The following is a 15508-nucleotide window of genomic DNA, read 5'->3' on the forward strand; positions in this document are numbered from 1 at the left end:
CAACAGACCATCCCGACATTTATCGTTCAGTGCAATGCCACACATTACTGGGATGGTTCATGACGTCTAAGCAGGTCAAGCCCCCGGCGGGCGCCGTGCGTACGGCCGCCGGAGCGGTACGGCCCGTCTCCGGGGTGCGCATGACCGGCGGTCTGCTCCACGACTGGCGGCGCCGGAACAGCACGGCCACGATCCCGCACACCATCGAGCAGCTCAGGGCGGCCGGCAACGTCGCCAACCTGAGCCGCCTCCTGGAGCCGGACCCCGCCCCCTACCGCGGCCGCTACCCGTTCCTCGACACCGATCTGTACAAGACCCTCGAAGGGCTCGCGTACGACCTGGGCGACGGCGTCGCCGCGGAGCCGGTGCGGGAGTTCTACGAGGAGGTCGTCGGCCTCCTGGAACGTGTCCAGGCCCCCGACGGCTACCTCAACTCCTTCTTCCAGGACCCGGCGGCGGCCAAGAAGCCGTGGGAGGACCCGGGCTGGGGACACGAGCTGTACAACCTGGGCCACCTGATCCAGGCCGCCGTCGCCGCGCACCGCCGGATGGGCGACGACCGGCTGCTGCGGGTGGCGGTGCGCTTCGCCGACCTGGTGGTCTCCCGGTTCGGCGAGGCGGGCGTCTGCGGGCACCCCGAGGTCGAGATGGCACTGGTCGAGCTGTACAGGGAGACGGGCGAGCGGGGCTATCTCACCCAGGCGGCGCGGTTCGTCGACCGCCGCGGCACGGGCGCGCTCAGGCACACCATCTTCTCCGGCGACTACTTCCAGGACCACCTGCCCTTCCGCGAGCTGCCGTCGGTGACCGGGCACGCGGTGCGCATGGGCTACCTGGCGGCCGGCGCGGCCGACGTCCTCCTGGAGACGGGCGACCCGTCGCTGGCCGGGGCGCTGGAGCGGCTGTGGGACGACATGGTCGCGACCAAGCTGTACATCACGGGCGGGCTGGGCAGCCGGCACTCCGACGAGGCGATCGGCGACCGCTACGAGCTGCCCTCGGAACGGGCCTACAGCGAGACCTGCGCGGCCATCGCCGTCATGCAGTGGGCCTGGCGGATGTTCCTGGCCACGGGCGGCGCGAAGTACGTGGACGTGTTCGAGCGCGTGCTCCACAACGCCTACGCCGTGGGGCTGTCGGCGGAGGGCACGGCCTTCTTCTACGACAACCCGCTCCAGCGCCGCCCCGACCACGAGCAGCGCAGCGGCGCGGAATCCGGCGGCGAGCCGCTGCGGCGGGCCTGGTTCGGCTGCCCCTGCTGCCCGCCCAACATCGTGCGGTGGATGGCCCAGCTGGCCGACTACGTGGCGGCCGAGCGGGACGGCGCCGTGCTGGTCGCCGCCTACACCACCGCCAGGATCGAGGCCTCGGAGCTGGGCCTGGCCATGGAGACCGGCTACCCGTGGGACGGCGACGTGCGCCTCACCGTCGAGCGGGCGCCGCGCGAGCCGTACGAGCTGGTGCTGCGCGTTCCCGGCTGGGCCAGGGACGTGACCGTCACCGTCAACGGCGAGCCGCCGGAGGCCGCCGCCCGCGACGGATGGATCACCCTGCGGCGCGCGTGGTCGGCGGGCGACGAGGTACGGCTGAGCCTGCCCATGCCGGTCAGGGCGCACGGCTCCCACCCCTACCTCGACGCCACCAGGGGCGCGGTCGCCCTGGCCCGCGGCCCGCTCGTCTACTGCGTGGAGCAGCAGGACAGCCCCGTGCCCGTCGATGACCTGGTGCTCGGCGTCGCCGACATTGTTAACGCGAACATCGAGCGGCGGGACGGGACCGTCGTCCTCCGCGTGGCGGCCGGCGCCGCTCGCCCGCCCTCCGCCGAGCTCTACCCCGAGCTGCCGCTGGAGGAGACGTCCCCGCGAGTGGAGGTCACCGCGACCTTCACCCCCTACTTCCTGTGGGGCAACCGCGGCCCCCAAGCCATGCGGGTCTGGGTCAGGACCCCCGCGACCAACGGAAAGAAGGCGACATGAGGAGATCGGCGGCGCTCGCGAGCGTGACCATGACCGTCGTGCTGGCGCTGACCGCGTGCGGAGGGGGTAGCGGCGCGGCTCCCGGCCCCGGCACGGCGGCGGCCGGGCCGGCCGCGGAACCCGCGACAGGCGGCACGGTGCACGTCCTGGCCAAGGCGGACTTCTCCCACCTTGACCCGGTGCGCGGCTTCGACGGCGGCGTCAACAACTTTTACCGGCTCATCTACCGGGGGCTGACGATGTTCGGCGCGGGTCCGGGCGCCGAGGGCACGAAGATCGTGCCCGACCTGGCCACGGACACGGGCACGCCGTCCGACGGCGCCAAGACCTGGACGTTCACGCTCAAGGACAACCTGTTCTTCGAGGACGGCACGCCGATCACGAGCGAGGCAGTGAAGTTCGGCTTCTCACGAACGTTCGACCCGGAGGCCGGGATCGGCTCACCGTACGGGAAACTGCTGCTCGACGCGCCGAAGGACTACCAGGGCCCGTACCTCGACGGCGACCTGGACACCATCGAGACGCCCGACGACAAGACGGTCGTCTTCCATCTGAGGAAGCCCTTCGCCGACTTCCCGAGCGCGCTGGCGCTCGCCAACTTCACGCCCTTCCCCAAGGGCACGGGGGCGGGCGCGGCGTTCGACACCAAGCCGATCGCGAGCGGGCCGTACAAGGTGGCGAGCTACCAGCGCGGCTCCTCACTGAAGCTGGTGCGCAACCCGCAGTGGAAGCCCGAGACGGACAGCGTGCGGGCGGCCAAGCCGGACGCCTTCGAGTGGACGTTCGGCCTGGACCCGGCCACGATCGACGAGCGCATGCTGGCCGGGCAGGGCGCCGACGCCGACGCCATCGGCGAGTCGATCCAGGCGGCGACCGTGGCGCGGGTGCAGCAGCCGCAGATCAAGCAGCGCACCCTGTCCGGGCTCAACGGCTGCACCACGTACATGAGCCTGAACACCACCAAGGAGCCCCTGGACGACGTGCGGGTGCGGCAGGCGATCAACCACGCGATCAACAAGGACACCGTCGTCGCTGGGATGGGCGGCAGCGCCCTGGCCGCCAAGGGCACCTCGATCCAGCCGCCCACGGTCGCGGGCCGGGTGGACTACGACCCGTACCCGTACAACGTCGAGCAGGCCACGAAGCTGCTGGCCGAGGCGGGCCTGGCGGACGGGTTCTCCCTGACGCTCGACACCCGCCCGGACCCGAAGATGGCGGCGGTGGCGGTGGCGATCCAGGACGCCCTCAAGCAGGTGAAGATCAACGTCAAGATCAACAACATCGACACCTCGACGTTCTACGAGGTCATCGGCACGCCGGCGCAGCAGCACGACGCCGCCGTCACCGGCTGGTGCCCCGACTGGGCCTCCGGCGCGACGTTCCTGCCGCCGCTGTTCGACGGCCGCAACATCACCACCAAGGGCAACGCGAACCTGGCCCAGATCGACGACAAGGCGATCAACGAGCGGATCGACGAGATCGCCGCGATGACCGCCGTCGATGAGGCCAACGCCGCCTACGGCGAGCTGGACAAGGAGATCATGAAGCAGGCGCCGATCGTGCCGCTGGCCTACGAGAAGCTCATCCTCGTCGTCGGCTCGAACATCGCGGGCGCCTACCAGTCCAGCTCGTTCTCCGGCGGCATCGACCTCATCTCCGTCGGCCTGGCCAAGCCGACCACGTAGATGACCGTCGCAGCTCACTCACAGCAGGTGGCGGGCGCGCCCGCCACCCCGCCCACCACCTCGGGACGGCGGGTCGCGGGCGCGCTGCTGCACGACAGGGCGGCCGTGCTCAGCAGCGCGTTCCTGGCGCTGATCGTGCTGATGGCGATCTGCGCGCCGCTGATCAGCCTGATCACCGGGCACGGCCCGAACGACTTCGACACCGCCGCGGTCGACACCGACCTGGGCGGCGTCCCGCACGGGCCGCTGGGCGGGATCAGCGCCGAACACCCGCTCGGCGTCGAACCGCAGAACGGCCGCGACATCCTCGCCCGCATCGCGTACGGCGCCCGCGTGTCCCTGCTGATCGCGCTCGCCGCCACCGCGCTCACGACCCTGCTCGGCGTGGTGCTGGGCCTGCTGGCCGGGTTCTACCAGGGCTGGGCGGACCAGGTGATCTGCCGGGTCATGGACTTCCTGATGGCCTTCCCCGCGCTCATCTTCATGATCGCGATCCTGTCGTCGCTGCCGCAGGGCAACCGGCCGGTGCTGCTGGTCGTGGTGATCAGCGTGTTCGGCTGGCCGTACCTGGCGCGGGTGGTGCGCGGGCAGACGATGACGCTGGTGAACCGGGAGTTCGTGGAGGCCGCGCGGGCCTCGGGCGCCTCCACGGGAGCGCTGGTGTTCAAGGAGATCCTGCCCAACCTGCGCAGCTCGCTGATCGTCATGACCACGCTGGCGGTGCCCGGCTACGTCGGCACCGAGGCGGGCCTGTCGTTCCTGGGCGTCGGCGTCACGCCGCCCACGCCGTCGTGGGGGCAGATGATCGCGAGCTCCGTCGGCTGGTACGCCGTCGACCCGATGTACTTCGCCATCCCCGGCACGTTCCTGTTCCTCACCGTGCTGTCGCTGACCGTGCTCGGCGACCGGCTGCGGGCCGCGTTCGACTCCGGGGAGGCCGCGTGATGGCGCGTTACCTGGCCGGGCGGGCCGCCGGGGTGGTGCTGATCCTCTTCCTGGTGTGCCTGTTCACGTTCGTCATCTTCTTCACGCTCTCCCCCGACCCGGCGGTGATGATCTGCGGGAAGACGTGCACGCCGGAGCGCATCGACCAGATCCGCGACGTCCTGGGCCTCGACGAGCCCTTCCTGGCGCAGTTCTTCGGCTTCCTCATCGGGATCCTCGCCGGGCGCGACTACGGCGAGGGCGCGAACCTCGTGCACTGCGCCGCGCCCTGCCTGGGCTACAGCTTCCAGACCAACCAGTCCGTGTGGGACATGGTCGTCGAGCGCCTGCCGGTCAGCGCGACCGTGGCGATCGGCGCGGCGGTGTTGTGGTTGCTCCTCGGCGTCGTCGCGGGCCTGCTCAGCGCGGTCAAGGAGGGCACCTGGTGGGACCGCGCCGCGATGGGCCTGGCACTGGGCGGCTCCAGCATCCCCAACTACGTGCTGGCACTGGCCCTGCAGTACGTGCTGGTGGTGCAGCTGCAGGTGCTGCCGTTCCCGCAGGCGGTGCCGTTCGCCGACGACCCGGCGCTCTGGTTCCAGTCGTACCTGATGCCGTGGCTCGTGCTGGCCACCGGCTACGCCTGCCTGTACGCGCGGCTCACCCGCGCGAACGTGATCGACACCCTGGCCGAGAACTTCATGCGCACGGCCAGGTCGAAAGGGCTCAGCCCGGCGCTGACCATGCGCAGGCACGCGCTGCGGCCGGCGCTGACGCCGATCGCCACGATCTTCGGCATGGACTTCGCGGCGCTGCTGGGCGGCGCGCTGATCACCGAGACGGTGTTCGGGCTGAACGGCGTCGGCAAGATGGCCGCCGACTCCATCGCCAAGAACGACCAGCCGGTGATCATGGCGGTGACGCTGCTGGCGGCGTTCTTCGTGGTGATCGGCAACGTGGTGGTGGACGTCGTCTACACGAGGCTGGACCCGAGAGTGAGGATCGCGGCGAGATGAGCGAGCTGCTGGTCGTAGAGGACCTCACCGTCACCTTCCCCACCACGCGCGGCCCCGTCGACGTGGTGAAGGACGTCTCCTTCACCGTCGGCAGGGACGAGACCGTCGGCATCGTCGGCGAGTCGGGCTCCGGCAAGTCGATGACCAGCCTGGCGATCATGGGCCTGCTGCCCAAGGGCGCCACGACCCGCGGCAGCATCCGGCTGGACGGCGCCGAGGTGCTCGGCGCCTCCGCCAGGGAACTGCGGCGGCTGCGCGGCGACCGGATGTCGATGATCTTCCAGGATCCGCTGTCGTCGCTGAACCCGTACTACACGGTCGGCCTGCAGATCGAGGAGCTCTACCGCGCGCACCGCGGCGGCTCGCGCGCGGCGGCACGCGAGGTCGTCACCGCCGCGCTGCGCCAGGTGGGGCTGCCCGACCCCGAGCGGCGGGCGCGCCACTACCCGCACCAGTTCTCCGGCGGGCAGCGGCAGCGCATCATGATCGCGATGGCGCTGGTGTGCTCGCCCTCGCTGCTGATCGCCGACGAGCCGACCACGGCCCTGGACGTGACCGTGCAGGCGCAGATCCTGCGCCTGCTGGCCGAGCTGCGCGGGCAGAGCGGCATGGGCATGGTGTTCATCACGCACGACCTGGCCGTGATCAGCTCGATCGCCACCCGCGTGCTGGTGATGCGGCGCGGCGAGCAGGTCGAGTACGGCACCGCGGAACAGGTCTTCGCCGAGCCCCGCCACGACTACACCCGGATGTTGCTGGACAGCATCCCCCGCATTGACGACCCCCTCGACGAGGTGAGCGCATGACGCTGCTGCGCGCGAAGGACCTGACCAAACGCTTCGTCGCCCGCGGCCCGCTCGGCGCGAAGGCCGGGTTCACGGCCGTCGACCGGGTGAGCTTCGACGTACGGCTGGGCGAGACGCTGGCCGTGGTGGGCGAGTCGGGCAGCGGCAAGTCGACGACCGCCAGGATGATCGCCAAGCTGCTGGAGCCGAGCGAGGGCACGCTGGAGTTCGAGGGCGAGGACGTCACCCGCGCCAAGGGGGCGGCGCTGGCCCGCTTCCGCGGCAACGTCCAGGTCGTCTTCCAGGACCCGTTCTCCTCGCTGAACCCGCGGCACACGGTGGAGCGCATCCTCATGGCGCCGCTGGTCTACCAGGGCATCGCGCCCAGCGGCAGCCGCCGGGCGCATGCCAAGGAGCTGATGGAACGCGTCGGTCTCAACCCGGACCACTCGCTGCGCTACCCGGCGCAGTTCTCCGGCGGGCAGGCGCAGCGCATCGGCATCGCCCGCGCGCTGGCCGTCAACCCCAAGCTGGTGATCTGCGACGAGGCCGTGTCGGCGCTGGACGTGTCCGTGCAGGCGCAGGTGATCGAGCTGCTGCGGCGGCTCCAGCGCGAGAGCGGCTTCAGCTACGTGTTCATCGCCCACGACCTGGCCGTGGTGCGGCAGATCGCGCAGCGCGTCGCCGTGATGAGCGAGGGCAGGATCGTCGAGCTGGGGACGACCGGCCAGGTGTTCGACGACCCTCAGGACGAGTACACGCGCACGCTGCTGGCGGCCATCCCGCGCATCGACCCGGAGTGGGAGCGCCGCAGGAGGGAGAAAGCTTGATCAGCGCGACTTACACGATCCCCGGGATGCGGATGCGCGACCACGTCGTGGAGGTGCCGCTCGACTGGTCGGCCCCGGATGCCACCATCACCGTGTTCGCCCGCGAGGTGGTGGACCCGGCGCGCGACGGCGAGGACCTGCCGTGCCTGCTCTACCTGCAGGGCGGCCCCGGAGGCAAGGGGCCGCGCCCCACCGGCACGTCGGGCTGGCTCGGGCAGGCGCTGGAGACGTACCGCGTGATCCTGCTCGACCAGCGGGGCACGGGCCGCAGCTCGCGCGTCGACGGGCGCGTGATGAGCGCGCTCAGCCCGCGGGAGGGAGCCGACCACCTGGCCCGCTTCCGCGCGGACTCGATCGTGGCCGACGCCGAGCACCTGCGCACGACGGTGTTCGGCGGGCGGCGCTGGTCGACGCTGGGGCAGAGCTACGGCGGCTTCCTCACCCTCACCTACCTCTCGCGCGCGCCCGGCGGGCTGAGCGCCTGCTACGTGGCGGGCGGGCTGCCCTCGCTCGACCCCGACGCCGCGGAGGTCTACCGGCGCACCTATCCCCGGGTGGCGGCCAAGAACGACGCCTTCTACCGCCGTTACCCGCACCACGTGGAGACCACCGGCCGGCTGGCCGACCGGCTGGCCGCCGGCGACGTGCTCCTGCCCGACGGCGACACCCTCACCGTGCGGCGGCTGCAGTCGCTCGGCATCGACTTCGGCATGAAGCCGGGCTACGAGCGCATGCACTGGCTGCTCGACGAGCTGCCCGACAAGGCCCTGCCCGGCGGGCGCGGCGACCTGCCGGAGACGTTCCTGCACCAGGTGCTGGCCCGCTCCTCCTACGCCGACAACCCGCTGTTCGCGGCGTTGCAGGAGAGCATCTACGGCTCGGGGCCCGGCGCGACCGCGTGGGCGGCCGAGCGGGAGCGCGCCCGGCATCCCGCCTTCGCCGAGGACGCCAGGCCGCTGCTGTTCACCGGCGAGATGATCTACCCCTGGATGTTCGGGGAGATCCGCGCGCTGCGCCCCTTCGGCCCGGCCGTCGAACTGCTCGCCGAGCGCGCCGCGTGGCCGCCGCTGTACGACCTCGACCGGCTGGCCGCCAACGAGGTGCCGGTGGCCGCGGCCGTCTACTTCGACGACATGTACGTCGACGCCGGCCTGCAACTGGACACCGCCGCCCGGGTCGGCAACACCCAGGCGTGGGTCACCAACGAGTACGAGCACGACGGCATCGGCGACGACCGGGTCTTCACCCGGCTGACCGGGCTCGTCCGCGACCTAGGAGGAGGAATCACCCCGTGACCGACGGCCGGTTGCCCAAGCTGGCGGAGATCCCCGCGTTCGCCGCGTACATCGCCGAGGGCTGGGACTCCCCCGCGTGCACACCTCCGGTGGAGCCCGGCGCGGCCGAGGCCGCCGCGGCCCACCGGGCCAGGCTCGCCGCCGCGCTGCCCGGCACGACCGCCGTCGTGGCGGCCGGCCGGGCTCCGGTGCGCAGCAACGACACCGCCTACGACTTCCGGGTGGACAGCGACTTCTACTGGCTCACCGGCTGCGCGGTGGAGAACGCCGTGGCCGTCGTCGCGGGCGGGGAGGCCACGCTCTACCTGCCCGCACCCGCCCGCCCCGGCGACCAGGGCTTCTACGCCGACGCCGCCTACGGCGAGCTGTGGGTCGGCCCCTCGCCGTCCCTGGCCGAGTGGGCCGGGGCGCTCGGGGTGGGGGTGCGGCCGCTGCCGGAGTTCGCCGGGCCGCCGGGCGGCGCGCTGCTCGCGGGACCCGGCTGGGCGGAACCGTCCGAGGAGCTCGGGCGGGTGCTGGCCGAGCTGCGCATGATCAAGGACGGGTGGGAGACCGCCCGGCTCCGCGAGGCGGTCGACCGTACCGTGGAGGGCTTCGCCGCGGTGCTCGCCGAGATCCCGGCCGCGGTCGCGGGCGGCGGCGAGCGCTGGTTGCAGGGCACCTTCGACCGCTACGCCAGGACGCACGGCAACGGCCCCGGCTACGCCACCATCGTCGGCGGCGGCGCGCACGCCCCCACGCTGCACTGGGTGCGCTGCGACGGCCCCGTCGTGCCCGGCGAGCTGCTGCTGCTCGACATGGGCGTGGAGGTGCGCGGCCACTACACCGCCGACGTCACCCGCACCTTCCCCGTCTCCGGCGCCTTCTCCGCCGCCCAGCGGCAGGTGCACGACCTGGTCGAGCGGGCGCACCGGGCGGGGCTGGCACAGGTGGCGCCGGGCCGCCGCTTCACCGACTTCCACCACGCGGCCATGGAGGTCATCGCGCGCGGGCTGCACGACTGGGGGCTGCTGCCGGTCTCGGTGGACGAGGCGCTGTCCGAGCGCGGCCAGCACCACCGCCGCTACCTGGTCTGCGGCATCGGCCACCACCTGGGCCTCGACGTGCACGACTGCGCACGATCCCGCCCCGAGGCGTACCACGGCGCGGAGATGGCGCCGGGGATGGTGCTCACCGTCGAGCCCGGACTGTACTTCCACGCCCACGACCGCACGCTCCCCCCGGAGCTGCGCGGGATCGGCGTGCGGATCGAGGACGACCTGCTGGTCACGGCGGGCGGCGCGGAGAACCTCTCCGCCGCCCTGCCCATCGACGCGAGCGGGCTGGAGAACTGGAGCAAGGAGAGATCATGAACGCCCCCGTCTGGCACGGCGTGCACGTCGCGACCGCGCTGCCCTTCAACGACGACCTGTCCGTCGACTACGACGGTTACGCCGAGCACGTGCGGTTCCTGGCCGAGGGCGGCTGCGACGGCGTCTGCCCCAACGGCTCGCTCGGCGAGTACCAGACGCTCACGGCCGAGGAGCGTGCCCGCGTGGTGCGCACCGCCATCGAGGCCGCCCCCGACGGCTTCCACGTCATGCCCGGCGTGGCCGCCTACGGCGCGGCCGAGGCGCGGCGCTGGGCCGAGCAGGCGGCCGAGGCGGGCGCCGGGTCCGTGCTGCTGCTGCCGCCGAACGCCTACCGCGCCGACCGGCAGGCCGTGGTCGGCCACTACCGGGAGGTCGCCAAGGCGGGGCTGCCGGTCGTGGCCTACAACAACCCGCTGGACACGAAGGTGGACCTCACTCCCGACCTGCTGGCCGAGCTGCACCAGGAAGGGCTGATCGTCGCCGTCAAGGAGTTCACCGGCGACGTGCGCAGGGCGTATGAGCTGGCCGAGCTGGCGCCCGGGCTCGACCTGCTCATCGGGTCGGACGACGTGCTGCTGGAGCTGGGCATCGCCGGGGCGGTCGGCTGGATCGCCGGCTACCCCAACATGATCCCGCGCTCCACGGTCGAGCTCTATCGTCTGGCCACCTCCGGCGACCTGGACAAGGCGCTGCCCATCTACCGCGACCTGCACCCGCTGCTGCGCTGGGACTCCAAGACGGAGTTCGTGCAGTCCGTCAAGCTGTCGATGGACCTGGCGGGGCGCAAGGGCGGCGTCTGCCGCCCGCCGCGCACCGCGCTCCCCTCCGAGCTGGCTGCCCGGATCACCCACGACACGCAGGAGGTGCTGGCGAAGGGCTACCGCTAGGCCTTCGCCCGCGCCTCTAGGCCCGCTCCACCTCGATGACCAGCGCCGACGCCGGCCGCAGCGTCGGCGCCGGCAGCCCGAGCTCGCCGAGCACCGAGCCCGGCAGCCGCACCGGGGCGGCGGTCCACCCGGGCAGCCCTGCCCCCTCGGGGAGCGGCCCGGCCACCCGCACGTCGTAGGTGGCCGCGGGGTCGAGGCCGGGCAGCCGCAGCGGGCCGGGCCCGGTGGTGAGCCGGGTGGTGAGCTGCACGAACGCGAACACCCCGCGCCCGGGCGTCACCACGCCGTGCAGCAGCGCCGACGGGTCGGGGTGGTCGGCCCGCACCACCCGGCCCGCGTGCAGCACCGGGCGCAGCCGCTTGTGCAGGGCGATCCACGTGGCCAGCTCCTGGAGCTCGGCCTCGCTCGCCGAGGTCAGGTCCCACTCGACGCCCATGTGCCCGAACAGCGCGGTGGCGGCCCGGAAGGCCAGCGGCAGCCGGCGGCCGGAGCCGTGGTCCTTCGGCGCGCCGACGTGGCAGCCCAGCCGCTCCGGCGGCACCAGCAGCCCGGTCCAGCGCTGGATGGCCTGCCGGTCGAGCGCGTCGTTGCTGTCGGAGGTCCACACCCGGTCGGTGCGGGCCAGGATGCCGTAGTCGACGCGCGCGCCGCCGGACGAGCACGACTCGATCTCCAGCCCCGGATGGCGGCGGCGCAGCTCGTCGATCAGCCGGTAGGCGGCCTCGGTCTGCGCGTGCACGCCCGGCGCTCCGTCGTGCACGGGCTCGGCGATGTCGCGGTTGTGGTCCCACTTGATGTAGTCGAGCGCGTACTCGCCGACCAGGGTGTCCAGCCGCTCCAGCAGGTACGCGTACGCCTGCGGCCTGGCGACGTCGAGGACCTGCTGGTTGCGCTGCGGCGGCGGCAGGCGTTCGGCCTGGCCGAGGATCCAGTCGGGATGCTCGCGGGCCAGGTCGGAGTCGGGGTTGACCATCTCGGGCTCGAACCAGAGCCCGAACTGCATGCCGAGTTTGCGCACCCGGTCGGCCAGCGGGTGCAGGCCGTCCGGCCACACGCCCTCGTCGACGTACCAGTCGCCGAGCCCGGCCCGGTCGTCGCGGCGGTGGCGGAACCAGCCGTCGTCGAGCACGAACCGCTCGATCCCGGCCGCCGCGGCCCGCTCGGCCAGTTCGAGCAGCCGGTCGAGGCCGTGGTCGAAGTAGGTGGCCTCCCAGTTGTTGAGGGTGACGGGCCGCACCGGCAGCGGGCCCTGCGCGCGCAGGTGGTCGTGCAGCCGTCCGCTCGCCTGGTCGAGCCCGCCGCCCGACCAGGTGAAGAACACCCGGGGCGTGCGGTAGCTCTCCCCCTGCGCCAGCACGACCTCGCCGGGCTCGAGCAGCTCGCCCGCGGCCAGCAGCGCCGGGCCCTCGGGCAGGCGCTCGGCGTGGTGCAGGTGGTTGCCGCTCCAGCCCGCGTGCACCCCCCACACCTCGCCGGAACGGAAGCCGAACCCTTCGGTCCCGGCCACCAGCAGGCCGGTGCCGTCGTGCCCGGTGCGGCCCCGCCGGCTCTCCCTCGACCACACGCCGAACCCGAACGCCCGGCGCTGCGGCGCCTTCTCCATCGCCCACCGGCCGGTGAAGTCGAGCAGCTCCCCCGCCCGCGGCGGCACCGGCAGCGAGCAGGTCAGCCCCTCCAGCCGGTAGGGGGAGGCGGCGGTGTTGGTCACCGTGTGCCGCATCGTCACCAGGCCGCGGGCGTCCATGGCCAGCTCGCTCTCCAGCGCGAGCCCGGCCCTGGCGTCGGAGGCCGCGACGGTCACCGTGCCGCCCGCTCCGGGGGTTGCCGTCACGTCGAGCCGGTCGAGGCTCCAGCGGACCGGCCAGTGCTCGCCGGCCCGGCCACCCGACAGGCCCGGCCTGCCGTACCAGCCGTCTCCCTGGGCGGGCAGCAGCGGCGGCGCGGGAGTCAGGGACGCCAGCACCGGCTCCAGCGCGGATCCGGCGACCGGCCCCAGGCCGGCGCCGAAGTGGAGCACCCGTGGCAGACCTGGACCGGGGCCGTCGAGCACCAGGGCGACGCCCGCGGCGGAAAGGATGTGGGGGGACACGTCGGCCTCCTCGGCTCGGGGGCAGGCGCGGGCCGGCGCCTTGAGGTTTCAGCGGTACGACGCTACCGGACGGCCTTTCGCCGCACCGCGACCGAGGGGCCTGGCGCGGGAGTTGCACGTCTTCCGCCATATACGGAAATATCCGGCGACCTTGCATCCACCTCCCCCGGCTGGCCATACCGCTTCCGATCCGTTAGGTTAGGCTCACCTAATTAAGATCGGAGAGTGCGCGGGGATGACCGAGCCGTATCGCATGTTCGACGTACGGGTGGACCGGCTCGAGCGGTTGAGCCCGTCCTTCCTCCGGGTCACCTTCAAGGGTGAGAACCTGCGCGTGTTCGCCGACAACGGCTACGACCAGCGGCTCAAGCTCATCCTGCCGCTGCCGGGGCACGGCCTGGCGCACCTGCCGACCGGCCCCGACTGGTACATGCGCTGGCGGGAGCTCGACGACGACAAGCGCAACCCGATGCGCACGTACACCGCCAGGCTGGTGCGCCCCGAGGCCGGCGAGGTCGACGTGGACGTGGTCATGCACCCCGACGGCGGCCCCGTCGCGCGGTGGGCGGAGAAGGTGCGCCCCGGCGACGTCGCGGCGCTCTTCGGCCCCGACGCGCGCTACGAGGGCACGCACGGAGGCCTGGAGTTCCGCCCGCCGACCGGCACCGGCTGCGTGCTGCTGGCCGGGGACGAGACCGCGGTGCCGGCGATCTGCGGCGTGCTGGAGCGGCTGCCCGCCGACCTGGCGGGCGAGGTGCTGATGGAAGTACCGGGAGAGGACGACTTCCTGCCGGTCGAGACGGCCGCCTCCGTCAAGGTGACCTGGCTGGCCAGGAACGGAGGTGAGCGCGGCGCGGACCTCGTCCCCGCCGTACGGGCCGCCGCCGGGCGCCTGCTGCCCCCGCTGCCCGTGCCCGACACCTTCGACGACGTCGACGTGGACGCCGAGGAGCTGTGGGAGGTGCCGCAGGAGGCGCCGCCGTACGGGCCGCTGTACGCGTGGCTGGCCGGCGAGGCGTCCGTCATCAGGACCCTGCGCCGGCACCTGGTCGCCGAACGCGGCATGGACCGGCGCGCGGTGGCCTTCATGGGCTACTGGCGCCAGGGCCGCGCCGAGAACTGACGGCACACCGTCCCGCCTCGTGCGACGCGCCTCCGGCGCCGCGCCTCCGGCGCCGCGCGCCGCGAAGGCCCGGCCCGCGCCCTCTGCCGCGGGCCCGCACGGCGGAGGGCGCCGGCGTCGGCGAAGCCCGTACGGGCCGGATCAGCGCAGCCCGGGCGAGCCCGTGCCGGCGAGCACGATGCGCAGGTCGTCCGGTGAGGGCGGCCGGGTCCAGGTCAGCCCGGGCCCGCCGGAGGCGATCAGGCGCGGCAGGACCTCGCGCAGCAGCGCCTCGGGGGTGGCGTCCGGCTGCTTGCCGCGAGCCTCCCGGTAGCGGTCGAGCACCCGGGCCAGATCCAGCATCATCGTGTTGACGCGCCCTCCCGGCGCGGGCGAAGCGCCCAGCGGTGGAGCGTCCGGCGCAGCTGGAGTGTCCGGCACGGCCGGAGCGTGCTGTCCGAGCGGAGCGTCCGCCACAGGCGGAGGGTCCGACACAGGCGGAGGATCCGACACAGGCGGAGGATCCGACACAGGCGGAGGATCCGACACAGGCGGAGGATCCGACACAGGCGGAGGATCCGACACAGGCGGAGGATCCGACACAGGCGGGGGATGCTGCCCGAGCGGTGCGTCCGACCCGAGCGGTGCGTCCGAGACGGGGGTTTCGTCCGTGCGGTCCTTGACCGCCGTCGTGGCCGGCCCGGCCGTCGCGGGCACCGGCCTGCCGTTGACGGGCGCCGGTTCCCCGGCCTGCGCGGCGGACGGCTCGCCGAGCACGGCCACCTGGAGCGCCCCCACCGTCTCGTCAGCCGACCGGCTCACGACGCCCGCGGCCCGCTCGCCGCACACGATGTCACGCACCGCCTCGGTGAAGCGCTCCCGGTCCATGCCGTCGACCTCACCGCTCAGCCAGCCGGGGCGCAGGTGCAGCACTCCAGGCCGCTCGGCTCCCGCCAGCCGGTCCATCAGCGCCGCCACCGTCTCCTGCGGGTCGTGCAGCGCGGCGTCCCCCCGGGCCGCGAACACGTCGGCGAGCAGGTGCAGCGAGATGAGCCGCGGCGGGTCGTACGTCGTGAGCACTCCCTGCTCGCCGGCGACGGCCAGGCGGTTGCCCGCGTCGTTGTAGGCCCGCAGGCCTTCCATGAACGCCGCCTGGGCCTCCGGCGTGAGCCGGAGCTCCCAGCCCCGCTTCCGCTCCACCTCGAACTGACCGGCGGCATCGCCACCGACGGTGTCCCTGCGGAGCCACCAGATCACCATGCCCACGACGATGGCGGCCGGCACTGCGATTGCGATCCACACTGTTCTGTACTTTCCCTCGTATCTTACCGAGGAGCAGCGTAGTGTGATCTTGCCTGTCAAATCATACAATTTCCCTAAATTTCGTCTGGTCGCCTCCGGCATGAGAACAGCATCCGGGTGGTCGGCGCCGTTCCACGGCGACAGGCCTCCGCGCGACACCGTTCGCCCCGCTCCCGCCCGTGGTCCGGCGAGCTCGCCCGCGCGGCCCCCGCCGCGGCCCGCACGGACGCCGGGCCGTGCGGGCCGTGGCGGGCCGTGGCGGGGG

The 15508-nt window shown here is 72.9% G+C and carries 12 protein-coding genes; 10 read left to right on the forward strand and 2 right to left on the reverse strand.

What is annotated here, in order from left to right:
• Window positions 1–59: 59 nt before the first annotated feature.
• Genes ABGB14_RS16675 through ABGB14_RS16715 form a run of 9 tightly spaced genes read left to right on the forward strand, consistent with a single transcriptional unit; the run spans window position 60 to window position 10750 of the window.
• Window positions 60–1976, forward strand: coding sequence for a beta-L-arabinofuranosidase domain-containing protein (locus ABGB14_RS16675; protein WP_347644563.1), 1917 nt, complete (start codon window positions 60–62; stop codon window positions 1974–1976).
• Complete coding sequence (locus ABGB14_RS16680) at window positions 1973–3661, forward strand: ABC transporter substrate-binding protein (RefSeq protein ID WP_347644564.1); 1689 nt, start codon at window positions 1973–1975, stop codon at window positions 3659–3661. Before ABGB14_RS16675 ends, ABGB14_RS16680 begins: the two co-directional genes overlap by 4 nt.
• Window positions 3662–4606, forward strand: coding sequence for an ABC transporter permease (locus ABGB14_RS16685; RefSeq protein WP_347644565.1), 945 nt, complete (start codon window positions 3662–3664; stop codon window positions 4604–4606). It begins immediately after the preceding gene.
• Complete coding sequence (locus ABGB14_RS16690) at window positions 4606–5601, forward strand: ABC transporter permease (RefSeq protein ID WP_347644784.1); 996 nt, start codon at window positions 4606–4608, stop codon at window positions 5599–5601. The genes ABGB14_RS16685 and ABGB14_RS16690 overlap by 1 nt, the downstream gene beginning before the upstream one ends.
• A complete protein-coding gene (locus ABGB14_RS16695) occupies window positions 5598–6407 on the forward strand; it encodes an ABC transporter ATP-binding protein (protein WP_347644566.1) in 810 nt (269 codons plus the stop codon). Before ABGB14_RS16690 ends, ABGB14_RS16695 begins: the two co-directional genes overlap by 4 nt.
• Window positions 6404–7216, forward strand: coding sequence for an ATP-binding cassette domain-containing protein (locus ABGB14_RS16700; RefSeq protein ID WP_347644567.1), 813 nt, complete (start codon window positions 6404–6406; stop codon window positions 7214–7216). The genes ABGB14_RS16695 and ABGB14_RS16700 overlap by 4 nt, the downstream gene beginning before the upstream one ends.
• Entirely contained in the window at window positions 7213–8511 is a 1299-nt protein-coding gene (locus tag ABGB14_RS16705; protein WP_347644568.1) for an alpha/beta fold hydrolase, read from the forward strand. The genes ABGB14_RS16700 and ABGB14_RS16705 overlap by 4 nt, the downstream gene beginning before the upstream one ends.
• Window positions 8508–9863 (forward strand): aminopeptidase P family protein, encoded by a 1356-nt coding sequence (locus ABGB14_RS16710; protein WP_347644569.1) that lies wholly within the window; start codon window positions 8508–8510, stop codon window positions 9861–9863. The genes ABGB14_RS16705 and ABGB14_RS16710 overlap by 4 nt, the downstream gene beginning before the upstream one ends.
• Window positions 9860–10750, forward strand: a complete 891-nt coding sequence (locus ABGB14_RS16715) for a dihydrodipicolinate synthase family protein (protein ID WP_347644570.1) — start codon at window positions 9860–9862, stop codon at window positions 10748–10750. The genes ABGB14_RS16710 and ABGB14_RS16715 overlap by 4 nt, the downstream gene beginning before the upstream one ends.
• 16 nt (window positions 10751–10766) lie before the next feature.
• Here ABGB14_RS16715 and ABGB14_RS16720 read toward each other — a convergent pair whose 3' ends face one another.
• Window positions 10767–12839 (reverse strand): alpha-galactosidase, encoded by a 2073-nt coding sequence (locus ABGB14_RS16720; RefSeq protein WP_347644571.1) that lies wholly within the window; start codon window positions 12837–12839, stop codon window positions 10767–10769.
• A gap of 235 nt (window positions 12840–13074) precedes the next feature.
• Between ABGB14_RS16720 and ABGB14_RS16725 the strand changes: the two genes are divergently transcribed.
• Window positions 13075–13962, forward strand: a complete 888-nt coding sequence (locus ABGB14_RS16725; protein WP_347644572.1) for a siderophore-interacting protein — start codon at window positions 13075–13077, stop codon at window positions 13960–13962.
• Window positions 13963–14103: 141 nt separating this feature from the next.
• Here ABGB14_RS16725 and ABGB14_RS16730 read toward each other — a convergent pair whose 3' ends face one another.
• Window positions 14104–15201, reverse strand: a complete 1098-nt coding sequence (locus tag ABGB14_RS16730; protein WP_347644573.1) for a hypothetical protein — start codon at window positions 15199–15201, stop codon at window positions 14104–14106.
• Between the last annotated feature and the right edge of the window lie 307 nt (window positions 15202–15508).

The sequence above is a fragment of the Nonomuraea sp. B10E15 genome, assembly GCF_039871615.1.
In the GTDB taxonomy this organism is placed as follows: domain Bacteria; phylum Actinomycetota; class Actinomycetes; order Streptosporangiales; family Streptosporangiaceae; genus Nonomuraea.